Consider the following 25536-nt stretch of genomic DNA (forward strand, 5'->3'; position numbering starts at 1 on the left):
ACACAGATTGCATGGTCAAATTGTTAAAGAACGTTGACTTTCAATACCTTAGCGCATTACGCTTCAGCAAGTCAGGTGGCGTATAATACGCTTTTCTGATATTCAGTCAAGACAAAATTTTATTCTTTTTTATCAATCGATTAAAAAGTAAAAACTTTCTGTTGACGTCGCTCACATTACAATCAGTAAGAGCGAAATAAAAGCCCGTTCATTGAACGGGCTTTCATAAATTTGAAGCCTGGCGATGTCCTACTCTCACATGGGGAGACCCCACACTACCATCGGCGCTATTACGTTTCACTACTGAGTTCGGCATGGGATCAGGTGGGTCCATAACGCTATGGTCGCCAAGCAAATTCTGGTTTATTTATTGTCTTATGACAATAAATAGCAATCTGGGAAAATCTAACTAGTTGTTCTCAACACGCATTCAAGCGTTTGTAGAGTCCGTCTCTTCTCTTATGAGAAGGAAAACCCCTTGGGTGTTGTATGGTTAAGCCTCACGGGCAATTAGTATCAGTTAGCTCAATGCCTCGCAGCACTTACACACCTGACCTATCAACGTTGTAGTCTTCAACAACCCTTTAGAGACCTTAAAGGTCTAGGGATGACTCATCTTGAGGCTCGCTTCCCGCTTAGATGCTTTCAGCGGTTATCGATTCCGAACTTAGCTACCGGGCAATGCATCTGGCGATACAACCCGAACACCAGCGGTTCGTCCACTCCGGTCCTCTCGTACTAGGAGCAGCCCCTCTCAATCATCCAACGCCCACGGCAGATAGGGACCGAACTGTCTCACGACGTTCTAAACCCAGCTCGCGTACCACTTTAAATGGCGAACAGCCATACCCTTGGGACCGACTTCAGCCCCAGGATGTGATGAGCCGACATCGAGGTGCCAAACACCGCCGTCGATATGAACTCTTGGGCGGTATCAGCCTGTTATCCCCGGAGTACCTTTTATCCGTTGAGCGATGGCCCTTCCATTCAGAACCACCGGATCACTATGACCTGCTTTCGCACCTGCTCGAATTGTCATTCTCGCAGTCAAGCGGGCTTATGCCATTGCACTAACCTCACGATGTCCGACCGTGATTAGCCCACCTTCGTGCTCCTCCGTTACTCTTTGGGAGGAGACCGCCCCAGTCAAACTACCCACCAGGCACTGTCCGTAACCCCGATAAGGGGTCGACGTTAGAACATCAAGCATACAAGGGTGGTATTTCAAGATTGACTCCACAACCACTGGCGCGGTTGCTTCAACGTCTCCCACCTATCCTACACATGTAGGGTCAATGTTCAGTGCCAAGCTATAGTAAAGGTTCACGGGGTCTTTCCGTCTAGCCGCGGGTACACAGCATCTTCACTGCGATTTCAATTTCACTGAGTCTCGGGTGGAGACAGCGTGGCCATCATTACGCCATTCGTGCAGGTCGGAACTTACCCGACAAGGAATTTCGCTACCTTAGGACCGTTATAGTTACGGCCGCCGTTTACCGGGGCTTCGATCAAGAGCTTCGACCGAAGTCTAACCCCATCAATTAACCTTCCGGCACCGGGCAGGCGTCACACCGTATACGTCATCTTTCGATTTTGCACAGTGCTGTGTTTTTAATAAACAGTTGCAGCCACCTGGTATCTGCGACTCCCGGCAGCTTAGAGAGCAAGTCTCATCACCGCTAGGAGCGTACCTTCTCCCGAAGTTACGGTACCATTTTGCCTAGTTCCTTCACCCGAGTTCTCTCAAGCGCCTTGGTATTCTCTACCTGATCACCTGTGTCGGTTTGGGGTACGATTTCTTATAATCTGAAGCTTAGAAGCTTTTCCCGGAAGCATGGCATCAATGACTTCACTACCGTAGTAGCTCGACATCGTATCTCAGCCTTAAGATGAACCGGATTTGCCTAATTCATCAGCCTACATACTTGGACCTGGACAACCGTCGCCAGGCTCACCTAGCCTTCTCCGTCCCTCCATCGCAATTATAAGAAGTACGGGAATATTAACCCGTTTCCCATCGACTACGCCTTTCGGCCTCGCCTTAGGGGTCGACTTACCCTGCCCCGATTAACGTTGGACAGGAACCCTTGATCTTCCGGCGAGGGAGTTTTTCACTCCCTTTATCGTTACTCATGTCAGCATTCGCACTTCTGATACCTCCAGCACACTTTACAATGCACCTTCAACGGCTTACAGAACGCTCCCCTACCCAATATGAACAAGTTCATATTGCCGCAGCTTCGGTGTATAGCTTAGCCCCGTTAAATCTTCCGCGCAGGCCGACTCGACCAGTGAGCTATTACGCTTTCTTTAAATGATGGCTGCTTCTAAGCCAACATCCTGGCTGTCTGAGCCTTCCCACATCGTTTCCCACTTAGCTATAACTTTGGGACCTTAGCTGGCGGTCTGGGTTGTTTCCCTCTTCACGACGGACGTTAGCACCCGCCGTGTGTCTCCCGGATATTACTTACTGGTATTCGGAGTTTGCAAAGGGTTGGTAAGTCGGGATGACCCCCTAGCCTTAACAGTGCTCTACCCCCAGTAGTATTCGTCCGAGGCGCTACCTAAATAGCTTTCGGGGAGAACCAGCTATCTCCGAGTTTGATTGGCCTTTCACCCCTAGCCACAAGTCATCCGCTAATTTTTCAACATTAGTCGGTTCGGTCCTCCAGTAAGTGTTACCTCACCTTCAACCTGCCCATGGCTAGATCACTCGGTTTCGGGTCTAATCCTAGCAACTATGACGCCCAGTTAAGACTCGGTTTCCCTACGGCTCCCCTAAACGGTTAACCTTGCTACTAAAATTAAGTCGCTGACCCATTATACAAAAGGTACGCAGTCACCCAACAAGTGGGCTCCTACTGCTTGTACGTACACGGTTTCAGGTTCTATTTCACTCCCCTCACAGGGGTTCTTTTCGCCTTTCCCTCACGGTACTGGTTCACTATCGGTCAGTCAGGAGTATTTAGCCTTGGAGGATGGTCCCCCCATGTTCAAACAGGATATCACGTGTCCCGTCCTACTCGATTTCACTAATAATGCATTTTTGGTTACGGGGCTATCACCCTGTATCGCGGTACTTTCCAGAACCTTCACCTAACGCAGAACTAGCTTAAGGGCTAATCCGGTTTCGCTCGCCGCTACTACCGGAATCTCGGTTGATTTCTCTTCCTCGGGGTACTTAGATGTTTCAGTTCCCCCGGTTTGCCTCATTAACCTATGTATTCAGTTAATGATACTTGCTTATGCAAGTGGGTTTCCCCATTCGGAAATCCCAGACTCAAGAGGCTTTTACTGCCTAATCTGGGCTTATCGCAAGTTAATACGTCCTTCATCGCCTCTGACTGCCAAGGCATCCACCGTGTACGCTTAGTCACTTAACCATACAACCCCAAGAGGTCTTGTATGTTCAAACAACCAAGGTTTGCGTTTAATAATCCGATCAAGAAAATATTAAACATTGGTTTTTCGCCGGACTCATTTATTTGTCTTCACTTTAAAAAGTAAAAACAAAATCAAGACACTTGAATGTGTGTTGTTTTGAGAACTCGTTTTTATTCAAAGAATAAAAATATTTTAAAATTAATCTTTCGATTAAATTTACTAGTCAGCTTTCCAGATTGTTAAAGAGCATGCAATTATCTAACGATAACCACTTTCTAATGATTTTCAGCGACAACAATGCGGACTTAATAAAGATATTCTTCATTAAATCTGCGATTCCGTGCAGAAAATTCTTAGAGAGTGGTGGGCGATACCGGGCTCGAACCAGTGACCCCCTCCTTGTAAGGGAGGTGCTCTCCCAACTGAGCTAATCGCCCACGATAGTTTTAATTCCTTCGTGAGAAAGAATGGTGGGTCGTGCAGGATTCGAACCTGCGACCAATTGATTAAAAGTCAACTGCTCTACCAACTGAGCTAACGACCCAATTTGCACTTCAAAGAGAAGTGGCGTCCCGTAGGGGAGTCGAACCCCTGTTACCGCCGTGAAAGGGCGGTGTCCTAGGCCTCTAGACGAACGGGACAATGTTCATAACGCAAGTTGTTGGGCAACTTACGTCGGCTCTTTTACATTTCGACCAAGCAATCTGTGTGGACACTGCATAAAACAGTATAAGTCTTTAGGTAAGGAGGTGATCCAGCCCCAGGTTCCCCTAGGGCTACCTTGTTACGACTTCACCCCAGTCATGAACCACACCGTGGTAAACGCCCTCCCGAAGGTTAAGCTATCTACTTCTGGTGCAGCCCACTCCCATGGTGTGACGGGCGGTGTGTACAAGGCCCGGGAACGTATTCACCGTGACATTCTGATTCACGATTACTAGCGATTCCGACTTCATGGAGTCGAGTTGCAGACTCCAATCCGGACTACGACGTACTTTGTGGGATTCGCTCACTATCGCTAGCTTGCAGCCCTCTGTATACGCCATTGTAGCACGTGTGTAGCCCTACTCGTAAGGGCCATGATGACTTGACGTCGTCCCCACCTTCCTCCGGTTTATCACCGGCAGTCTCCCTGGAGTTCCCACCATTATGTGCTGGCAAACAAGGATAAGGGTTGCGCTCGTTGCGGGACTTAACCCAACATTTCACAACACGAGCTGACGACAGCCATGCAGCACCTGTCTCAGAGTTCCCGAAGGCACTAAGCTATCTCTAGCGAATTCTCTGGATGTCAAGAGTAGGTAAGGTTCTTCGCGTTGCATCGAATTAAACCACATGCTCCACCGCTTGTGCGGGCCCCCGTCAATTCATTTGAGTTTTAATCTTGCGACCGTACTCCCCAGGCGGTCTACTTAACGCGTTAGCTCCGAAAGCCACGGCTCAAGGCCACAACCTTCAAGTAGACATCGTTTACGGCGTGGACTACCAGGGTATCTAATCCTGTTTGCTCCCCACGCTTTCGCATCTGAGCGTCAGTCTTTGTCCAGGGGGCCGCCTTCGCCACCGGTATTCCTTCAGATCTCTACGCATTTCACCGCTACACCTGAAATTCTACCCCCCTCTACAAGACTCTAGTCTGCCAGTTCAAAATGCTGTTCCGAGGTTGAGCCCCGGGCTTTCACATCTTGCTTAACAGACCGCCTGCATGCGCTTTACGCCCAGTAATTCCGATTAACGCTCGCACCCTCCGTATTACCGCGGCTGCTGGCACGGAGTTAGCCGGTGCTTCTTCTGTTGCTAACGTCAAACAGCCAAGCTATTAACTTAACTGCCTTCCTCACAACTGAAAGTACTTTACAACCCGAAGGCCTTCTTCATACACGCGGCATGGCTGCATCAGGGTTTCCCCCATTGTGCAATATTCCCCACTGCTGCCTCCCGTAGGAGTCTGGACCGTGTCTCAGTTCCAGTGTGGCTGATCATCCTCTCAGACCAGCTAGGGATCGTCGCCTTGGTGAGCCATTACCCCACCAACTAGCTAATCCCACCTGGGCTAATCCTGACGCGAGAGGCCCGAAGGTCCCCCTCTTTGCTCCGAAGAGATTATGCGGTATTAGCTATCGTTTCCAATAGTTATCCCCCACATCAGGGTATATTCCCAGGCATTACTCACCCGTCCGCCGCTCGTCAGCAAAGAAAGCAAGCTTTCTTTCTGTTACCGCTCGACTTGCATGTGTTAGGCCTGCCGCCAGCGTTCAATCTGAGCCATGATCAAACTCTTCAATTAAAGTTTTGTTGTCTCTTTCGAGACGGCTCAATGAATACTGACTTCAAAACTACCTTAGTAATTTTAAAGCTATTACCATTCCAACAGAATGGTAATGAATTGACTGTGCCAAATAACCGTAGTTATTTGTATTGGTCACTCAGTTCATTGATAAATCTTTCGACTTAACTATTCAACGAGTGCCCACACAGATTGCATGGTCAAATTGTTAAAGAACGTTGACTTTCAATGCCTTAGCGCATTACGCTTCAGCAAGTCAGGTGGCGTATAATACGCTTTTCTGATATTCAGTCAAGACAAAATTTTATTCTTTTTTATCAATCGATTAAAAAGTAAAAACTTTCTGTTGACGTCGCTCACATTACAATCAGTAAGAGCGAAATAAAAGCCCGTTCATTGAACGGGCTTTCATAAATTTGAAGCCTGGCGATGTCCTACTCTCACATGGGGAGACCCCACACTACCATCGGCGCTATTACGTTTCACTACTGAGTTCGGCATGGGATCAGGTGGGTCCATAACGCTATGGTCGCCAAGCAAATTCTGGTTTATTTATTGTCTTATGACAATAAATAGCAATCTGGGAAAATCTAACTAGTTGTTCTCAACACGCATTCAAGCGTTTGTAGAGTCCGTCTCTTCTCTTATGAGAAGGAAAACCCCTTGGGTGTTGTATGGTTAAGCCTCACGGGCAATTAGTATCAGTTAGCTCAATGCCTCGCAGCACTTACACACCTGACCTATCAACGTTGTAGTCTTCAACAACCCTTTAGAGACCTTAAAGGTCTAGGGATGACTCATCTTGAGGCTCGCTTCCCGCTTAGATGCTTTCAGCGGTTATCGATTCCGAACTTAGCTACCGGGCAATGCATCTGGCGATACAACCCGAACACCAGCGGTTCGTCCACTCCGGTCCTCTCGTACTAGGAGCAGCCCCTCTCAATCATCCAACGCCCACGGCAGATAGGGACCGAACTGTCTCACGACGTTCTAAACCCAGCTCGCGTACCACTTTAAATGGCGAACAGCCATACCCTTGGGACCGACTTCAGCCCCAGGATGTGATGAGCCGACATCGAGGTGCCAAACACCGCCGTCGATATGAACTCTTGGGCGGTATCAGCCTGTTATCCCCGGAGTACCTTTTATCCGTTGAGCGATGGCCCTTCCATTCAGAACCACCGGATCACTATGACCTGCTTTCGCACCTGCTCGAATTGTCATTCTCGCAGTCAAGCGGGCTTATGCCATTGCACTAACCTCACGATGTCCGACCGTGATTAGCCCACCTTCGTGCTCCTCCGTTACTCTTTGGGAGGAGACCGCCCCAGTCAAACTACCCACCAGGCACTGTCCGTAACCCCGATAAGGGGTCGACGTTAGAACATCAAGCATACAAGGGTGGTATTTCAAGATTGACTCCACAACCACTGGCGCGGTTGCTTCAACGTCTCCCACCTATCCTACACATGTAGGGTCAATGTTCAGTGCCAAGCTATAGTAAAGGTTCACGGGGTCTTTCCGTCTAGCCGCGGGTACACAGCATCTTCACTGCGATTTCAATTTCACTGAGTCTCGGGTGGAGACAGCGTGGCCATCATTACGCCATTCGTGCAGGTCGGAACTTACCCGACAAGGAATTTCGCTACCTTAGGACCGTTATAGTTACGGCCGCCGTTTACCGGGGCTTCGATCAAGAGCTTCGACCGAAGTCTAACCCCATCAATTAACCTTCCGGCACCGGGCAGGCGTCACACCGTATACGTCATCTTTCGATTTTGCACAGTGCTGTGTTTTTAATAAACAGTTGCAGCCACCTGGTATCTGCGACTCCCGGCAGCTTAGAGAGCAAGTCTCATCACCGCTAGGAGCGTACCTTCTCCCGAAGTTACGGTACCATTTTGCCTAGTTCCTTCACCCGAGTTCTCTCAAGCGCCTTGGTATTCTCTACCTGATCACCTGTGTCGGTTTGGGGTACGATTTCTTATAATCTGAAGCTTAGAAGCTTTTCCCGGAAGCATGGCATCAATGACTTCACTACCGTAGTAGCTCGACATCGTATCTCAGCCTTAAGATGAACCGGATTTGCCTAATTCATCAGCCTACATACTTGGACCTGGACAACCGTCGCCAGGCTCACCTAGCCTTCTCCGTCCCTCCATCGCAATTATAAGAAGTACGGGAATATTAACCCGTTTCCCATCGACTACGCCTTTCGGCCTCGCCTTAGGGGTCGACTTACCCTGCCCCGATTAACGTTGGACAGGAACCCTTGATCTTCCGGCGAGGGAGTTTTTCACTCCCTTTATCGTTACTCATGTCAGCATTCGCACTTCTGATACCTCCAGCACACTTTACAATGCACCTTCAACGGCTTACAGAACGCTCCCCTACCCAATATGAACAAGTTCATATTGCCGCAGCTTCGGTGTATAGCTTAGCCCCGTTAAATCTTCCGCGCAGGCCGACTCGACCAGTGAGCTATTACGCTTTCTTTAAATGATGGCTGCTTCTAAGCCAACATCCTGGCTGTCTGAGCCTTCCCACATCGTTTCCCACTTAGCTATAACTTTGGGACCTTAGCTGGCGGTCTGGGTTGTTTCCCTCTTCACGACGGACGTTAGCACCCGCCGTGTGTCTCCCGGATATTACTTACTGGTATTCGGAGTTTGCAAAGGGTTGGTAAGTCGGGATGACCCCCTAGCCTTAACAGTGCTCTACCCCCAGTAGTATTCGTCCGAGGCGCTACCTAAATAGCTTTCGGGGAGAACCAGCTATCTCCGAGTTTGATTGGCCTTTCACCCCTAGCCACAAGTCATCCGCTAATTTTTCAACATTAGTCGGTTCGGTCCTCCAGTAAGTGTTACCTCACCTTCAACCTGCCCATGGCTAGATCACTCGGTTTCGGGTCTAATCCTAGCAACTATGACGCCCAGTTAAGACTCGGTTTCCCTACGGCTCCCCTAAACGGTTAACCTTGCTACTAAAATTAAGTCGCTGACCCATTATACAAAAGGTACGCAGTCACCCAACAAGTGGGCTCCTACTGCTTGTACGTACACGGTTTCAGGTTCTATTTCACTCCCCTCACAGGGGTTCTTTTCGCCTTTCCCTCACGGTACTGGTTCACTATCGGTCAGTCAGGAGTATTTAGCCTTGGAGGATGGTCCCCCCATGTTCAAACAGGATATCACGTGTCCCGTCCTACTCGATTTCACTAATAATGCATTTTTGGTTACGGGGCTATCACCCTGTATCGCGGTACTTTCCAGAACCTTCACCTAACGCAGAACTAGCTTAAGGGCTAATCCGGTTTCGCTCGCCGCTACTACCGGAATCTCGGTTGATTTCTCTTCCTCGGGGTACTTAGATGTTTCAGTTCCCCCGGTTTGCCTCATTAACCTATGTATTCAGTTAATGATACTTGCTTATGCAAGTGGGTTTCCCCATTCGGAAATCCCAGACTCAAGAGGCTTTTACTGCCTAATCTGGGCTTATCGCAAGTTAATACGTCCTTCATCGCCTCTGACTGCCAAGGCATCCACCGTGTACGCTTAGTCACTTAACCATACAACCCCAAGAGGTCTTGTATGTTCAAACAACCAAGGTTTGCGTTTAATACTCCGATCAAGAAAATATTAAACATTGGTTTTTCGCCGGACTCATTTATTTGTCTTCACTTTAAAAAGTGAAAGCAAACACAGACACTTGAATGTGTATGTTTTGAGAACTCGTTTTTATTCAAAGAATAAAAACATTTTTAAAATTAATCTTTCGATTAAATTTACTAGTCAGCTTTCCAGATTGTTAAAGAGCATAACGCAAAAGCGTTAATCAATGCGTTTGCATTAATTAGCACTTTCGCTATTTTCTAATAACTAATTTTACCAAGCAATCTGTGTGGACACTGCATAAAACAGCATAAGTCTTTAGGTAAGGAGGTGATCCAGCCCCAGGTTCCCCTAGGGCTACCTTGTTACGACTTCACCCCAGTCATGAACCACACCGTGGTAAACGCCCTCCCGAAGGTTAAGCTATCTACTTCTGGTGCAGCCCACTCCCATGGTGTGACGGGCGGTGTGTACAAGGCCCGGGAACGTATTCACCGTGACATTCTGATTCACGATTACTAGCGATTCCGACTTCATGGAGTCGAGTTGCAGACTCCAATCCGGACTACGACGTACTTTGTGGGATTCGCTCACTATCGCTAGCTTGCAGCCCTCTGTATACGCCATTGTAGCACGTGTGTAGCCCTACTCGTAAGGGCCATGATGACTTGACGTCGTCCCCACCTTCCTCCGGTTTATCACCGGCAGTCTCCCTGGAGTTCCCACCATTACGTGCTGGCAAACAAGGATAAGGGTTGCGCTCGTTGCGGGACTTAACCCAACATTTCACAACACGAGCTGACGACAGCCATGCAGCACCTGTCTCAGAGTTCCCGAAGGCACTAAGCTATCTCTAGCGAATTCTCTGGATGTCAAGAGTAGGTAAGGTTCTTCGCGTTGCATCGAATTAAACCACATGCTCCACCGCTTGTGCGGGCCCCCGTCAATTCATTTGAGTTTTAATCTTGCGACCGTACTCCCCAGGCGGTCTACTTAACGCGTTAGCTCCGAAAGCCACGGCTCAAGGCCACAACCTTCAAGTAGACATCGTTTACGGCGTGGACTACCAGGGTATCTAATCCTGTTTGCTCCCCACGCTTTCGCATCTGAGCGTCAGTCTTTGTCCAGGGGGCCGCCTTCGCCACCGGTATTCCTTCAGATCTCTACGCATTTCACCGCTACACCTGAAATTCTACCCCCCTCTACAAGACTCTAGTCTGCCAGTTCAAAATGCTGTTCCGAGGTTGAGCCCCGGGCTTTCACATCTTGCTTAACAGACCGCCTGCATGCGCTTTACGCCCAGTAATTCCGATTAACGCTCGCACCCTCCGTATTACCGCGGCTGCTGGCACGGAGTTAGCCGGTGCTTCTTCTGTTGCTAACGTCAAACAGCCAAGCTATTAACTTAACTGCCTTCCTCACAACTGAAAGTACTTTACAACCCGAAGGCCTTCTTCATACACGCGGCATGGCTGCATCAGGGTTTCCCCCATTGTGCAATATTCCCCACTGCTGCCTCCCGTAGGAGTCTGGACCGTGTCTCAGTTCCAGTGTGGCTGATCATCCTCTCAGACCAGCTAGGGATCGTCGCCTTGGTGAGCCATTACCCCACCAACTAGCTAATCCCACCTGGGCTAATCCTGACGCGAGAGGCCCGAAGGTCCCCCTCTTTGCTCCGAAGAGATTATGCGGTATTAGCTATCGTTTCCAATAGTTATCCCCCACATCAGGGTATATTCCCAGGCATTACTCACCCGTCCGCCGCTCGTCAGCAAAGAAAGCAAGCTTTCTTTCTGTTACCGCTCGACTTGCATGTGTTAGGCCTGCCGCCAGCGTTCAATCTGAGCCATGATCAAACTCTTCAATTAAAGTTTTGTTGTCTCTTTCGAGACGGCTCAATGAATACTGACTTCAAAACTACCTTAGTAATTTTAAAGCTATTACCATTCCAACAGAATGGTAATGAATTGACTGTGCCAAATAACCGTAGTTATTTGTATTGGTCACTCAGTTCATTGATAAATCTTTCGACTTAACTATTCAACGAGTGCCCACACAGATTGCATGGTCAAATTGTTAAAGAACGTTGACTTTCAATGCCTTAGCGCGTTACGCTTCAGCAAGTCAGGTGGCGTATAATACGCTTTTCTGATATTCAGTCAAGACAAAATTTTATTCTTTTTTATCAATCGATTAAAAAGTAAAAACTTTCTGTTGACGTCGCTCACATTACAATCAGTAAGAGCGAAATAAAAGCCCGTTCATTGAACGGGCTTTCATAAATTTGAGCCTGGCGATGTCCTACTCTCACATGGGGAGACCCCACACTACCATCGGCGCTATTACGTTTCACTACTGAGTTCGGCATGGGATCAGGTGGGTCCATAACGCTATGGTCGCCAAGCAAATTCTGGTTTATTTATTGTCTTATGACAATAAATAGCAATCTGGGAAAATCTAACTAGTTGTTCTCAACACGCATTCAAGCGTTTGTAGAGTCCGTCTCTTCTCTTATGAGAAGGAAAACCCCTTGGGTGTTGTATGGTTAAGCCTCACGGGCAATTAGTATCAGTTAGCTCAATGCCTCGCAGCACTTACACACCTGACCTATCAACGTTGTAGTCTTCAACAACCCTTTAGAGACCTTAAAGGTCTAGGGATGACTCATCTTGAGGCTCGCTTCCCGCTTAGATGCTTTCAGCGGTTATCGATTCCGAACTTAGCTACCGGGCAATGCATCTGGCGATACAACCCGAACACCAGCGGTTCGTCCACTCCGGTCCTCTCGTACTAGGAGCAGCCCCTCTCAATCATCCAACGCCCACGGCAGATAGGGACCGAACTGTCTCACGACGTTCTAAACCCAGCTCGCGTACCACTTTAAATGGCGAACAGCCATACCCTTGGGACCGACTTCAGCCCCAGGATGTGATGAGCCGACATCGAGGTGCCAAACACCGCCGTCGATATGAACTCTTGGGCGGTATCAGCCTGTTATCCCCGGAGTACCTTTTATCCGTTGAGCGATGGCCCTTCCATTCAGAACCACCGGATCACTATGACCTGCTTTCGCACCTGCTCGAATTGTCATTCTCGCAGTCAAGCGGGCTTATGCCATTGCACTAACCTCACGATGTCCGACCGTGATTAGCCCACCTTCGTGCTCCTCCGTTACTCTTTGGGAGGAGACCGCCCCAGTCAAACTACCCACCAGGCACTGTCCGTAACCCCGATAAGGGGTCAACGTTAGAACATCAAGCATACAAGGGTGGTATTTCAAGATTGACTCCACAACCACTGGCGCGGTTGCTTCAACGTCTCCCACCTATCCTACACATGTAGGGTCAATGTTCAGTGCCAAGCTATAGTAAAGGTTCACGGGGTCTTTCCGTCTAGCCGCGGGTACACAGCATCTTCACTGCGATTTCAATTTCACTGAGTCTCGGGTGGAGACAGCGTGGCCATCATTACGCCATTCGTGCAGGTCGGAACTTACCCGACAAGGAATTTCGCTACCTTAGGACCGTTATAGTTACGGCCGCCGTTTACCGGGGCTTCGATCAAGAGCTTCGACCGAAGTCTAACCCCATCAATTAACCTTCCGGCACCGGGCAGGCGTCACACCGTATACGTCATCTTTCGATTTTGCACAGTGCTGTGTTTTTAATAAACAGTTGCAGCCACCTGGTATCTGCGACTCCCGGCAGCTTAGAGAGCAAGTCTCATCACCGCTAGGAGCGTACCTTCTCCCGAAGTTACGGTACCATTTTGCCTAGTTCCTTCACCCGAGTTCTCTCAAGCGCCTTGGTATTCTCTACCTGATCACCTGTGTCGGTTTGGGGTACGATTTCTTATAATCTGAAGCTTAGAAGCTTTTCCCGGAAGCATGGCATCAATGACTTCACTACCGTAGTAGCTCGACATCGTATCTCAGCCTTAAGATGAACCGGATTTGCCTAATTCATCAGCCTACATACTTGGACCTGGACAACCGTCGCCAGGCTCACCTAGCCTTCTCCGTCCCTCCATCGCAATTATAAGAAGTACGGGAATATTAACCCGTTTCCCATCGACTACGCCTTTCGGCCTCGCCTTAGGGGTCGACTTACCCTGCCCCGATTAACGTTGGACAGGAACCCTTGATCTTCCGGCGAGGGAGTTTTTCACTCCCTTTATCGTTACTCATGTCAGCATTCGCACTTCTGATACCTCCAGCACACTTTACAATGCACCTTCAACGGCTTACAGAACGCTCCCCTACCCAATATGAACAAGTTCATATTGCCGCAGCTTCGGTGTATAGCTTAGCCCCGTTAAATCTTCCGCGCAGGCCGACTCGACCAGTGAGCTATTACGCTTTCTTTAAATGATGGCTGCTTCTAAGCCAACATCCTGGCTGTCTGAGCCTTCCCACATCGTTTCCCACTTAGCTATAACTTTGGGACCTTAGCTGGCGGTCTGGGTTGTTTCCCTCTTCACGACGGACGTTAGCACCCGCCGTGTGTCTCCCGGATAGTACTTACTGGTATTCGGAGTTTGCAAAGGGTTGGTAAGTCGGGATGACCCCCTAGCCTTAACAGTGCTCTACCCCCAGTAGTATTCGTCCGAGGCGCTACCTAAATAGCTTTCGGGGAGAACCAGCTATCTCCGAGTTTGATTGGCCTTTCACCCCTAGCCACAAGTCATCCGCTAATTTTTCAACATTAGTCGGTTCGGTCCTCCAGTAAGTGTTACCTCACCTTCAACCTGCCCATGGCTAGATCACTCGGTTTCGGGTCTAATCCTAGCAACTATGACGCCCAGTTAAGACTCGGTTTCCCTACGGCTCCCCTAAACGGTTAACCTTGCTACTAAAATTAAGTCGCTGACCCATTATACAAAAGGTACGCAGTCACCCAACAAGTGGGCTCCTACTGCTTGTACGTACACGGTTTCAGGTTCTATTTCACTCCCCTCACAGGGGTTCTTTTCGCCTTTCCCTCACGGTACTGGTTCACTATCGGTCAGTCAGGAGTATTTAGCCTTGGAGGATGGTCCCCCCATGTTCAAACAGGATATCACGTGTCCCGTCCTACTCGATTTCACTAATAATGCATTTTTGGTTACGGGGCTATCACCCTGTATCGCGGTACTTTCCAGTACATTCACCTAACGCAGAACTAGCTTAAGGGCTAATCCGGTTTCGCTCGCCGCTACTACCGGAATCTCGGTTGATTTCTCTTCCTCGGGGTACTTAGATGTTTCAGTTCCCCCGGTTTGCCTCATTAACCTATGTATTCAGTTAATGATACTTGCTTATGCAAGTGGGTTTCCCCATTCGGAAATCCCAGACTCAAGAGGCTTTTACTGCCTAATCTGGGCTTATCGCAAGTTAATACGTCCTTCATCGCCTCTGACTGCCAAGGCATCCACCGTGTACGCTTAGTCACTTAACCATACAACCCCAAGAGGTCTTGTATGTTCAAACAACCAAGGTTTGTGTTTAATAATCCGATCAAGAAAATATTAAACATTGGTTTTTCGCCGGACTCGATACAAGACACTTGAATGTGTGTTGTTTTGAGAACTCGTTTTTATTCAAAGAATAAAAACATTTTTAAAATTAATCTTTCGATTAAATTTACTAGTCAGCTTTCCAGATTGTTAAAGAGCATAACGCAAAAGCGTTAATCAATGCGTTTGCATTAATTAGCACTTTCGCTATTTTCTAATAACTAATTTTACCAAGCAATCTGTGTGGACACTGCATAAAACAGCATAAGTCTTTAGGTAAGGAGGTGATCCAGCCCCAGGTTCCCCTAGGGCTACCTTGTTACGACTTCACCCCAGTCATGAACCACACCGTGGTAAACGCCCTCCCGAAGGTTAAGCTATCTACTTCTGGTGCAGCCCACTCCCATGGTGTGACGGGCGGTGTGTACAAGGCCCGGGAACGTATTCACCGTGACATTCTGATTCACGATTACTAGCGATTCCGACTTCATGGAGTCGAGTTGCAGACTCCAATCCGGACTACGACGTACTTTGTGGGATTCGCTCACTATCGCTAGCTTGCAGCCCTCTGTATACGCCATTGTAGCACGTGTGTAGCCCTACTCGTAAGGGCCATGATGACTTGACGTCGTCCCCACCTTCCTCCGGTTTATCACCGGCAGTCTCCCTGGAGTTCCCACCATTACGTGCTGGCAAACAAGGATAAGGGTTGCGCTCGTTGCGGGACTTAACCCAACATTTCACAACACGAGCTGACGACAGCCATGCAGCACCTGTCTCAGAGTTCCCGAAGGCACTAAGCTATCTCTAGCGAATTCTCTGGATGTCAAGAGTAGGTAAGGTTCTTCGCGTTGCATCGAATTAAACCACATGCTCCACCGCTTGTGCGGGCCCCCGTCAATTCATTTGAGTTTTAATCTTGCGACCGTACTCCCCAGGCGGTCTACTTAACGCGTTAGCTCCGAAAGCCACGGCTCAAGGCCACAACCTTCAAGTAGACATCGTTTACGGCGTGGACTACCAGGGTATCTAATCCTGTTTGCTCCCCACGCTTTCGCATCTGAGCGTCAGTCTTTGTCCAGGGGGCCGCCTTCGCCACCGGTATTCCTTCAGATCTCTACGCATTTCACCGCTACACCTGAAATTCTACCCCCCTCTACAAGACTCTAGTCTGCCAGTTCAAAATGCTGTTCCGAGGTTGAGCCCCGGGCTTTCACATCTTGCTTAACAGACCGCCTGCATGCGCTTTACGCCCAGTAATTCCGATTAACGCTCGCACCCTCCGTATTACCGCGGCTGCTGGCACGGAGTTAGCCGGTGCTTCTTCTGTTGCTAACGTCAAACAGCTAAGCTATTAACTTAACTGCCTTCCTCACAACTGAAAGTACTTTACAACCCGAAGGCCTTCTTCATACACGCGGCATGGCTGCATCAGGGTTTCCCCCATTGTGCAATATTCCCCACTGCTGCCTCCCGTAGGAGTCTGGACCGTGTCTCAGTTCCAGTGTGGCTGATCATCCTCTCAGACCAGCTAGGGATCGTCGCCTTGGTGAGCCATTACCCCACCAACTAGCTAATCCCACCTGGGCTAATCCTGACGCGAGAGGCCCGAAGGTCCCCCTCTTTGCTCCGAAGAGATTATGCGGTATTAGCTATCGTTTCCAATAGTTATCCCCCACATCAGGGTATATTCCCAGGCATTACTCACCCGTCCGCCGCTCGTCAGCAAAGAAAGCAAGCTTTCTTTCTGTTACCGCTCGACTTGCATGTGTTAGGCCTGCCGCCAGCGTTCAATCTGAGCCATGATCAAACTCTTCAATTAAAGTTTTGTTGTCTCTTTCGAGACGGCTCAATGAATACTGACTTCAAAACTACTAATGTAATTTTAAAGCTATTACCGCTTCTGTTTCTACAAAGAGGAACAGAATGGTAATGAATTGACTGTGCCAAATAACCGTAGTTATTTGTATTGGTCACTCAGTTCATTGATAAATCTTTCGACTTAACTATTCAACGAGTGCCCACACAGATTGCATGGTCAAATTGTTAAAGAACAACACTGATTTCGTTGCTAGCCAATGGCTTGCTCCGTGTCAGTGAGGTCGTAGTATAGAGAGTTCGATCACATTAGCAAGGGCTAAAGTACAATAAATTTGTCATATTTGCCCGAACGTCCAAATAACGATCAACCGCTACTTTTTTGGTTGTTAATCACTCGAAATATTAGTTATGGTAAAACCATAATTTGACTAATTAAGCATTGTTATGACATTTGCTCTTCGCCATTACCAAAATCACACGCCACAGCTAGCCGATAATGTCTATATAGATATCACAGCAGTCATTATTGGTAAGGTTAACATTGGAACAGACAGTAGTTTGTGGCCTTTGGTTGTTGCGCGTGGGGATGTTAATCACATTCATATTGGCCAACGCAGTAATATTCAAGATGGTTCCATTCTGCACGTTAGTCGAGTTAGCACTACAAACCCTGATGGATATCCACTTATTATAGGTAATGATGTAACTGTGGGTCATAAAGCGATGTTGCATGGCTGTAAGATTGAAGATCGTGTCTTAGTAGGTATGGGAACCATTATTTTAGATGGTGCCATTATTGAACATGATGTCATTATTGGAGCGGGAAGTTTAGTTCCACCAAAGAAACGGCTTTGTTCTGGCTTCCTTTATATAGGAAGTCCTGTTAAACAAATCCGGCCTCTGACAGAACAAGAATTAATGTCATTAACTCAATCAGCAACTAATTATGTTCAATTAAAGGATGAATACCTTAGCCAATAATTATACCTGGTCGTGGTGATGCTATTTATTTAATAACAATATCGCCATTATCATTAAAATCTTCATCCTCAATCATGGCTTCAGCAATATCTTCAATATCAAATCGATATTCAATAAAAGTCGTGATAATAGCTTCTGGTGTTGATAATGCGCATTCACTTTGCTGTTGTAACCATGATAATGGCAACCAACAATTGATCAGTGCGCCACCTTGCTGGGCTGGAAAGTGAATAGCTTGCTGATCTGAATGCCAAGTTTGAATATCAGCAAATAATATATTTTGGTTCATGTAATTTTACTCTTGTAAAAGGCGTCTTAATTCACGTTGTACTTGTTTAGCCCCTGGGCGTAATCCTCGCCATAGCATAAAACTTTCTGCGGCTTGTCCGACTAACATTCCTAAACCGTCAATCGTTTTAAGCGCATTGTATTGTTGCGCCCAGAGATTAAATGCCGTCACACTTGAACCGTAGACCATGTCATAACAACAGGTATGTTGACCGATAACAGCTGTTGGCACGGCAGGAACATGACCACTCAGACTCGCTGAAGTTGAATTAATGATCACGTCAAAACTCTGCTCACCTAAAGCATCAAAAGATAACGCTTCAATATCACCATATTCGGTAAATAGTGCCGCTAACTGTTGGGCTTTGGTCAACGTTCGATTAGTTATAATGAGTGTCTGTGGCTGCTGAGCTAATAAAGGTAAAATCACCCCTCGCGCAGCACCGCCAGCACCGATTAATAAAATACGTTTATCTTTCAGTGCGACCTGTTGTTGCAATAAATCCTGCACCAAGCCTTCACCATCGGTGTTATCACCTAATATACCGCCATCATCGAGGCGTTTTAACGTATTTACTGCACCCGCTAATTGAGCCCGTTGCGTAAGTTGGGTCGCGTACTCAAAGGCTTGTTCTTTAAAAGGCACCGTAATATTACAGCCTTTGCCACCATCAGCAAAAAAAGCATCCATTGCAGTTACAAAACCATCGAGTGCCACTAACTGACTACAATATTCCATCTTCTGGCTGGTTTGACGGGCAAAAAGGGTATGAATGAAAGGAGATTTACTGTGATTGATGGGATTGCCCACCACGATATATTTGTCCATAGTCCATTACTCAAATAAAAGGGCCGATATATCGACCCTACCACTGGATGAAATTACTGCCAAACATTGCTGCTGCCAATTTACCATTCTCGAGGGTGAAGATAATCACAACTCAAACGTGCTTCTGCCGAATCTGGCAGGGGTTGATAACAATATTCCCAGCGCGCTAAAGGTGGCATCGACATTAAAATAGATTCAGTACGACCACCACTTTGCAAACCAAACAGGGTGCCACGATCATACACTAAGTTAAATTCAACATAGCGCCCACGACGGTAAAGCTGAAATTCACGCTCACGTTCACCATAAGGTAACCCATACCGTTGAGCAACAATCGGTATATAAGCATCAATAAAACCATGACCAACCGCTTGAGTATAAGCAAAGCATTTTTCAAAGCCCCATAGGTTGAGATCATCAAAGAACAGCCCCCCAATACCTCGTGTTTCATCACGATGAGGTAAAAAGAAGTATTTATCACACCATGCTTTATGCTGTGAATAAACATCATCACCAAACGGTGCACAGATCGCTTTCGCAGTATCATGCCAATGCTGACAATCATCATCAAACGGATAAAAAGGCGTTAAATCAAACCCACCACCAAACCACCACACCGGCGCTTCACCGTCTTTTTCTGCGATAAAAAATCGCACATTAGCATGGGATGTCGGCACATAAGGATTATGAGGATGAATCACTAATGATACCCCCATCGCTTCAAACCGTCGTCCCGCAAGTTCTGGACGATGAGCGGTTGCAGAAGCTGGCATCTCATCACCATAAACATGAGAAAAGTTAACTCCAGCTTGCTCAAATACCGCCCCATTGCGTAATACACGACTACGACCACCACCACCTTGCTCGCGCTGCCATTGATCTTGTTCAAACTCAGCACTGCCATCTTGTTGTACCAAAGCCTGACAAATAGTGTCTTGAAGTTGAAGCAAAAAAGTTTTTACGGCAGTTTTATTTAGATCTATCTGGTTACGATCAATCATTTATTACCCCTGACGGAAAATATTACCCGTTTGGGCATCACGAATTTCAGAAGGATTATTACGTCCTCCCGTCTCACCATTCAATATTGCAGCTAGTTGATCCCCTAGCTGTTGTTCTACATCAGCCACTGTACGCCCCGGCTCAAGTCCGGTTAAATTAGCACTGGTTGAGGTTATCGGTTTACCAAATTCACGACAAAGTTGTTGAACTAACGGATGCGCGGTCACTCGAACTGCGATGGTCGAAAACTGGCCCGTTAAAAAAACAGGAACATTGGCTTTAGTTGGCATTACCCACGTAACAGGCCCCGGCCATGAGGCTAACACCGCTTGTTTTTGTTGCGGTGTTAATTGGCTATCATCGATATACGGCAATAACTGCTCATAATCAGCGGCAATTAAGATCAAACCTTTTTCCATTGGCCGTTGTTTCAATGCCAATAGTTTATTAACAGCCTGTTGATTATCAGGATCACAACCGACACCAAACACAGCTTCTGTTGGGTAACCAATCACTTGACCTTGCTTTAGTGCTGTAACGACTTGTGTAATATTTGCCACAAATTCCCCTGTTTTTATTCAGCTGATATTTTATTTTTAGTTATGGTAATCATCATACCGACACATGCGTAACAACACCATTGATGGTTAATCATAGCGTAACTTTACCAACGCAAACGTTTTCCTTTGCGCTAAATCACCGTATAATGGCGTAAGTTACACTTTAGTTGTTCATTACCTATAGGAGATTGGAATGAAAGTTGGAATTATCATGGGATCAAAATCTGATTGGCCAACCATGCAACATGCAGCGGAAATGCTAGAACGCTTCAATGTTGCCTACGAAACTAAAGTGGTTTCAGCCCACCGAACTCCTCACCTATTAGCGGAATACGCTGAAACAGCACGTAGCCGTGGTATTAGTGTCATTATTGCTGGTGCTGGCGGTGCGGCACATTTACCCGGTATGACTGCCGCTTTTACCAGTTTGCCAGTGCTAGGCGTTCCCGTTCAATCTCGCGCTTTAAAGGGCATGGATTCATTGCTGTCGATAGTACAAATGCCAAAAGGGATTGCAGTTGGCACGCTCGCGATTGGTGAAGCGGGTGCTGCGAATGCAGGATTATTAGCAGCCCAAATCATTGCCACGCATAACCCCGAAGTTTTAGCTGCAGTGGAAGCGTTCCGACAACAACAAACAGATACCGTACTTGATAACCCAAATCCTACTGAGGATGCATAATGAATCAAGTATTAGTACTGGGTGCTGGGCAGTTAGCACGAATGATGGCGTTAGCTGGTGCACCATTAAATATTACTGTCATCGCCTATGATGTTGTTAGTGCTAATGTTGTACACCCACTGACTCAACAACGCCAATCACTCTCACTGATTGAAGCCATTGCTACTGTCGATGTGATCACTGCTGAATTTGAACATATACCCTCAGATATTTTATCGCTCTGCGCCGCAAGTGGTAAATTTAAGCCTCATCCAGATGCCATCAAGGCCGGTGGCGATCGTCGTATCGAAAAAACATTATTAGATCATGCCAACGTTGCCAATGCGCCCTATTTTGTTATTAATACTCGTGCAGATCTCGATACCGCTATCACGACCTTAGGCCTACCTATGGTGCTAAAAAGTGCTTTAGGCGGTTATGACGGCAAAGGCCAATGGCGCTTAAAAACTCACGATCAAATTGAATCAGTATGGAACGAAATGGTGCACTGCATTGCTGCAACCAATAACCAGGCGATTGTGGCCGAAAAATGGATAGGTTTTGATCGCGAAGTGTCTTTAATTGGGGTTCGTAATGCTATAGGTGAGATTAAAACCTATACCCTCAGTGAAAATGTACACACTGATGGCGTACTCAGCCTTTCAACAGCCATTGTTGGTGACACCACACTGCAACAACAAGCGCAACAGATGTTTACCGCGGTTGCTGAACAACTTAATTATATTGGCGTATTAGCTTTAGAGTTTTTTGAAGTTAATGGTGATTTATTGGTCAATGAAATTGCACCTCGCGTTCATAACTCAGGCCATTGGACGCAACAAGGGGCACAAACGTGTCAGTTTGAAAACCATCTTCGTGCGGTTTGTGACTTGCCATTAGGTGGCACCGAGCTTATTCGTCCAAGCGCCATGCTTAATATTTTAGGACAAGATAGCGTACCGAGGGCGGTATTGGCTTTAGAAAACTGTCATGTGCATTGGTATGGCAAAGAAAAACGGGCTGGCCGGAAAATGGGGCATATCAATATTTGTGCTGCAACACCCGAACAACTGCAATACCAATTAATATTGTTAGGGCAGCAGTTATCACCACAAGATTTTCCGACATTACCACGCTAAATACCGTAAACAAAAAAGCCTGCATCGTAATGCAGGCTTATTGATATTATTCAATATTATCGCTATTTTTCAGTATCCTGATAAGCATTACATTTACGATCAGCACATTGTAATTTAATGCCACTCGCTAATTTCTTTTCTATCAACAACCCAAAACCACACTGCTGACAAACGCCAACAACAGGCTTATTGTTGACCGCAAAGCGGCATTGTGGATATTTATCACACGCATAAAACAGTTTGCCATAACGTGATTTACGTTCAACTAAGTGACCTTGATGACACTCAGGACAATCAATATGTGTTTGTTGCGGTTTTTTTTCTGGTGATGCGAGGTAATGGCACTCAGGGTATGCCGAACACCCAATAAACATACCATAACGACCTTGGCGTAATACCAATGGTTGAGCGCATTCAGGGCAGGGCACATCGAGCTGTTTAACAATGTGACCATCATTTTGTTTGAGTGGTTGAATATAATCACACTCAGGGTAATGATCACAGCCTAAAAATGGCCCATGCTTACCAAAACGCATCACTAAATCAGCACTACATTGTGGGCATGATTGATGCTGTAACGCCTGTTCATGGGCAGAAAACAATGGATCACTATCAGTTGTCATTATTAATGTAGAACTCCATCTTCTGCGCCATATAATAATTCTTCTACTTGATCATAAGCCGCTTCGTTTCCTGGCGCATTAAACAACACCATCAGAATAATCCACTTCAAATCATCAAGCATAAATTCTTGAGTATCGAGTTCCATTACGCGATCAATGACCATTTCGCGTGTATCAATATTTAATACATCAATTTGCTCAAGATAAAGTAGAAAACCACGACAAGCCGTATCCATTCGCAACATTTCATTGTCGGTATAGATGCGCATCGATGTTATCGCACTATGGTTAACATACGGTGTGTGTTCTGTTTCTTGTAAAGCAGCCAGTTTTTCAAGCCACTCTAATGACTTGTAAATATCATCCTGATGAAAACCTGCACGTAAAAGCTCTTCAGAGAGTTCATCTTGATCGACTAACAACTCTGCTTCGCTTTGAATATAGGTTTCAAATAGATACATAAGAATATCCATCATAACTAGCCCCTCCTCGTTCTGATATAACCACCGGGCACTGCAGTCACCCAACCAGACAGTTCTAATTCTAATAATTGCGGTAAAATTTGGTGGATGGGTTGTTTACAGCGTTCAGCAACGACATCTACGGGTGTTGCTTCGGTGCCTACGTTAGCCAACAGTGCGGGAAATGGCAATTCTTCATTTTCCTTCGTTGCTAAAGGCACACCTATTTGATTACTTATTGCACATTCTGTCAGACTTCCTACCTCTTCGTAAATATCAGCCGGACTTTCTACCAGTTTAGCACCTGATTTAATCAGCGCATTACAGCCACGGCTGGCAGGGTTATGAATCGAACCGGGCAACGCAAAAACCTCTCGTCCTTGTTCTAACGCATAACGTGCTGTTATCAATGATCCACTTTTTTGCGCGGCTTCAATCACCAACACTCCCGTAGATAAGCCGCTAATGATGCGATTACGTCGTGGAAAATTTTGCGGGCGAGGTTGCTCATCAGGCCAAAACTCGGACACCAACGCCCCTTGCTCTGCAATACTAGCAGCTAAAGAACGGTGTCGCGCAGGATAAATTTGATCAAGCCCAGAACCTAATACGGCAATGGTTAACCCTCCCGCCTGCAACGCACCTTGATGTGCTTGACCATCAATCCCTAACGCTAAACCACTGGTCACGACATAATTATTAGTCGCTAATGCTTTTGAAAAATGGAACGCCGATTCACGACCATCGATCGATGCCGACCGACTACCAATCACCGCAATTTGTGGCGCACCGAGACAACAAAGATCGCCACGAACAAATAATAATGGGGGGGGAGAGGAAATTTGTTTTAATAAATGAGGATAATGGGGGGAGTCGAGGGTCAAAATGTGCTGGTGCGGAACTTGTTGCCATTGTAATGCTAACTGTAACCGCGATGGATTGGGGTGCAAAAACGCCTGTATTTGTTTTGCCGTTAAACCACGTTGCTGTAATTGTTCAACCGTCATTGCCGCTAATTGTTGTGGGGTCGAATCAGCTAACAAGCGTTGAATACGGCTGCCACCTAATGAAGGGACAGCCGCAAGTTGTAACCATGCAATAAGCTCAGTTTCTGTCATAACCATTACAAACGTGGGGCTTGAGCAACCACGCCAGGTTTAAACGGTTGCTGATTATTAAGCACCACCGCCAAACTAAAATACTCATAAGGACGTAATACCATCGCTTGTGCAACAGCGATGGTGCCAAGTTGGGTACTCTCCGTTAATAAGGTGCTATTTTTATAATGATATTGACCTTTTTTACCTTGTACCTGAGCCCCTTGCTTAAACAACTCAAACACTTGTCCTGCAACCATGCCATCAAGATGACCACGATCCAATACCACCACATCATAATTTGAAATATAACTGTAGCCACTTATTTGGCCTAACACGGTCGCAGATAACGACGCGGGCGGCGTAGTTGGCGAAAATGACAGATCCGCTTGACCATCAATGCCTAATAAAGGTAATAAAATATCATTGGGAATAATTTCTTGCTGAAAGTCATCCACTTTCAACTGACTCATCTCACCATCACTTGCAATAACAGTGACATCTGCAATCTCTTTCAAGGTTGATATAGTCGCTTTAATGGCAGAGTTAGCCGTTTCATTAGCACTGTCGTCACGATCAAAATCTTGTTCTAAGCGATATACTCGCCACTGACTGGTCGGAACCAATGACTGATCAGCCCACAGCACATCACCAACAGAAAGATAGCCGCGCTCTTCACTGGTTCCCAGAATTTGCGGTTGGGTTGTCACCGCATCAGCACTGATCAATTTATCTTGAGCCACATACGCCAACATTAAATAACCAGGCAACGAAGTAATAGGCTGGCGTACTACGCGCATCTCTGGTGACAATTTAAGTTGTTTTTTAAGGCTTAACTGCGGTTTACCGTCAACCCAAATAAGGTGTAAGCGATCGCCAGGATAAATTAAATGCGGGTTTTTTATATAGCTGTTTTTTTGCCATAACTGCGGCCATGACCAAGGGTTATTCAAGAATACAGCCGAAATATCCCATAACGTATCCCCTTTTTTAACCACATAAATTTCAGGATGACTATTTTTTAGCTGTGGTTGTGGCGCGGCAACCAACGACGGCATAAAAAGAATAAAACTCGCGATAATAACCCATTGCCTCATGTGATCCGTTCCTTCGATTGCACAAGTTGCGACCTAGCGATAATAAAATAATCACTCATATTGGCAAAGATTGGCATTAGCTATTTGATATGTCGACTGTTTAACTATCACTGCCAAGCGCTTTTCGGCTTATATCACGATTTGATAACCACTGTTACATCGACAAAGCCTGAACTTTGCTAAGAGCTAACATTAATTTTTT

Annotated in this window: 11 protein-coding genes, 3 tRNA genes and 9 rRNA genes; 3 read left to right on the forward strand and 20 right to left on the reverse strand. The window is 46.7% G+C overall.

The window, feature by feature from the left end; all coding sequences use genetic code 11:
* Positions 1-236 precede the first annotated feature (236 nt).
* The 12 genes from rrf (ACJZU6_RS01375) to ACJZU6_RS01430 form a co-directional block, all read right to left on the reverse strand.
* A 5S ribosomal RNA gene (gene rrf / locus ACJZU6_RS01375) occupies positions 237-352 on the reverse strand.
* Positions 353-489: 137 nt separating this feature from the next.
* A 23S ribosomal RNA gene (locus ACJZU6_RS01380) occupies positions 490-3383 on the reverse strand.
* A 362-nt stretch (positions 3384-3745) separates the two neighbouring features.
* Positions 3746-3821 (reverse strand) — tRNA-Val (locus tag ACJZU6_RS01385).
* 31 nt (positions 3822-3852) lie between these two features.
* Positions 3853-3928: transfer RNA gene (locus ACJZU6_RS01390), tRNA-Lys, on the reverse strand.
* A 21-nt stretch (positions 3929-3949) separates the two neighbouring features.
* A tRNA-Glu gene (locus ACJZU6_RS01395) sits at positions 3950-4025 on the reverse strand.
* A 101-nt stretch (positions 4026-4126) separates the two neighbouring features.
* Positions 4127-5671, reverse strand: a 16S ribosomal RNA gene (locus ACJZU6_RS01400).
* A gap of 421 nt (positions 5672-6092) precedes the next feature.
* Positions 6093-6208: ribosomal RNA gene (gene rrf, locus ACJZU6_RS01405) — 5S ribosomal RNA — on the reverse strand.
* A gap of 137 nt (positions 6209-6345) precedes the next feature.
* Positions 6346-9239 (reverse strand): 23S ribosomal RNA (locus tag ACJZU6_RS01410).
* A 366-nt stretch (positions 9240-9605) separates the two neighbouring features.
* Positions 9606-11150: ribosomal RNA gene (locus ACJZU6_RS01415) — 16S ribosomal RNA — on the reverse strand.
* Positions 11151-11570: 420 nt separating this feature from the next.
* Positions 11571-11686, reverse strand: a 5S ribosomal RNA gene (rrf, locus tag ACJZU6_RS01420).
* A 137-nt stretch (positions 11687-11823) separates the two neighbouring features.
* A 23S ribosomal RNA gene (locus tag ACJZU6_RS01425) occupies positions 11824-14717 on the reverse strand.
* A gap of 335 nt (positions 14718-15052) precedes the next feature.
* Positions 15053-16597: ribosomal RNA gene (locus ACJZU6_RS01430) — 16S ribosomal RNA — on the reverse strand.
* The 16S, 23S and 5S rRNA genes sit together here with 3 tRNA genes alongside, the layout of an rRNA operon.
* A 443-nt stretch (positions 16598-17040) precedes the next feature.
* Between ACJZU6_RS01430 and ACJZU6_RS01435 the strand changes: the two genes are divergently transcribed.
* The gene (locus ACJZU6_RS01435; protein ID WP_080159094.1) at positions 17041-17577 is read left to right on the forward strand and encodes a gamma carbonic anhydrase family protein; all 537 of its coding nucleotides are present in this window, start codon (positions 17041-17043) and stop codon (positions 17575-17577) included.
* 25 nt (positions 17578-17602) lie between these two features.
* Here ACJZU6_RS01435 and ACJZU6_RS01440 read toward each other — a convergent pair whose 3' ends face one another.
* The 4 genes from ACJZU6_RS01440 to tsaC form a co-directional block, all read right to left on the reverse strand.
* Positions 17603-17866, reverse strand: coding sequence for a DUF1488 domain-containing protein (locus ACJZU6_RS01440; RefSeq protein ID WP_080159093.1), 264 nt, complete (start codon positions 17864-17866; stop codon positions 17603-17605).
* 6 nt (positions 17867-17872) lie between these two features.
* Positions 17873-18694 (reverse strand): shikimate dehydrogenase, encoded by an 822-nt coding sequence (gene aroE / locus ACJZU6_RS01445; protein ID WP_107277139.1) that lies wholly within the window; start codon positions 18692-18694, stop codon positions 17873-17875.
* Positions 18695-18774: 80 nt separating this feature from the next.
* Positions 18775-19695 carry an oxygen-dependent coproporphyrinogen oxidase gene (gene hemF / locus ACJZU6_RS01450; RefSeq protein ID WP_408900541.1) on the reverse strand — a complete coding sequence of 307 codons (921 nt, stop codon included), beginning with the start codon at positions 19693-19695 and terminating at the stop codon, positions 18775-18777.
* A 3-nt stretch (positions 19696-19698) separates the two neighbouring features.
* Positions 19699-20256, reverse strand: coding sequence for an L-threonylcarbamoyladenylate synthase type 1 TsaC (tsaC, locus tag ACJZU6_RS01455; RefSeq protein WP_408900542.1), 558 nt, complete (start codon positions 20254-20256; stop codon positions 19699-19701).
* A 193-nt stretch (positions 20257-20449) separates the two neighbouring features.
* Here tsaC and purE point away from each other — a divergent pair, with 193 nt between their 5' ends.
* The gene (purE, locus tag ACJZU6_RS01460; protein WP_080159089.1) at positions 20450-20938 is read left to right on the forward strand and encodes a 5-(carboxyamino)imidazole ribonucleotide mutase; all 489 of its coding nucleotides are present in this window, start codon (positions 20450-20452) and stop codon (positions 20936-20938) included.
* Entirely contained in the window at positions 20938-22056 is a 1119-nt protein-coding gene (locus ACJZU6_RS01465; RefSeq protein WP_408900543.1) for a 5-(carboxyamino)imidazole ribonucleotide synthase, read from the forward strand. Before purE ends, ACJZU6_RS01465 begins: the two co-directional genes overlap by 1 nt.
* A 62-nt stretch (positions 22057-22118) precedes the next feature.
* Here the strand turns inward: ACJZU6_RS01465 and ACJZU6_RS01470 are convergent, their stop codons facing one another.
* The 4 genes from ACJZU6_RS01470 to ACJZU6_RS01485 are packed head-to-tail and all read right to left on the reverse strand — an operon-like array spanning position 22119 to position 25334.
* Complete coding sequence (locus ACJZU6_RS01470; RefSeq protein WP_080159087.1) at positions 22119-22679, reverse strand: topoisomerase DNA-binding C4 zinc finger domain-containing protein; 561 nt, start codon at positions 22677-22679, stop codon at positions 22119-22121.
* Between the two features lie 2 nt (positions 22680-22681).
* Complete coding sequence (locus ACJZU6_RS01475) at positions 22682-23155, reverse strand: DUF494 family protein (RefSeq protein WP_080159086.1); 474 nt, start codon at positions 23153-23155, stop codon at positions 22682-22684.
* Positions 23156-23157: 2 nt separating this feature from the next.
* Complete coding sequence (dprA, locus tag ACJZU6_RS01480; RefSeq protein ID WP_408900544.1) at positions 23158-24264, reverse strand: DNA-processing protein DprA; 1107 nt, start codon at positions 24262-24264, stop codon at positions 23158-23160.
* A complete protein-coding gene (locus ACJZU6_RS01485; protein ID WP_080159085.1) occupies positions 24264-25334 on the reverse strand; it encodes a LysM peptidoglycan-binding domain-containing protein in 1071 nt (356 codons plus the stop codon). Before ACJZU6_RS01485 ends, dprA begins: the two co-directional genes overlap by 1 nt.
* Positions 25335-25536: the final 202 nt, after the last annotated feature.

It is taken from the genome of Photobacterium piscicola (assembly GCF_046058925.1).
GTDB lineage: Bacteria > Pseudomonadota > Gammaproteobacteria > Enterobacterales > Vibrionaceae > Photobacterium > Photobacterium piscicola.

What these genes read in the sequence shown, in the direction of transcription:
- ACJZU6_RS01435 (WP_080159094.1), top strand. Translation starts at nt 17,041, where the DNA reads ATGACATTTGCTCTTCGCCATTACCAAAATCACACGCCACAGCTAGCC.
- ACJZU6_RS01440 (WP_080159093.1), bottom strand. Translation starts at nt 17,866, where the DNA reads ATGAACCAAAATATATTATTTGCTGATATTCAAACTTGGCATTCAGAT.
- aroE (WP_107277139.1), bottom strand. Translation starts at nt 18,694, where the DNA reads ATGGACAAATATATCGTGGTGGGCAATCCCATCAATCACAGTAAATCT.
- hemF (WP_408900541.1), bottom strand. Translation starts at nt 19,695, where the DNA reads ATGATTGATCGTAACCAGATAGATCTAAATAAAACTGCCGTAAAAACT.
- purE (WP_080159089.1), top strand. Translation starts at nt 20,450, where the DNA reads ATGAAAGTTGGAATTATCATGGGATCAAAATCTGATTGGCCAACCATG.
- ACJZU6_RS01465 (WP_408900543.1), top strand. Translation starts at nt 20,938, where the DNA reads ATGAATCAAGTATTAGTACTGGGTGCTGGGCAGTTAGCACGAATGATG.
- ACJZU6_RS01470 (WP_080159087.1), bottom strand. Translation starts at nt 22,679, where the DNA reads ATGACAACTGATAGTGATCCATTGTTTTCTGCCCATGAACAGGCGTTA.
- ACJZU6_RS01475 (WP_080159086.1), bottom strand. Translation starts at nt 23,155, where the DNA reads ATGATGGATATTCTTATGTATCTATTTGAAACCTATATTCAAAGCGAA.
- dprA (WP_408900544.1), bottom strand. Translation starts at nt 24,264, where the DNA reads ATGGTTATGACAGAAACTGAGCTTATTGCATGGTTACAACTTGCGGCT.
- ACJZU6_RS01485 (WP_080159085.1), bottom strand. Translation starts at nt 25,334, where the DNA reads ATGAGGCAATGGGTTATTATCGCGAGTTTTATTCTTTTTATGCCGTCG.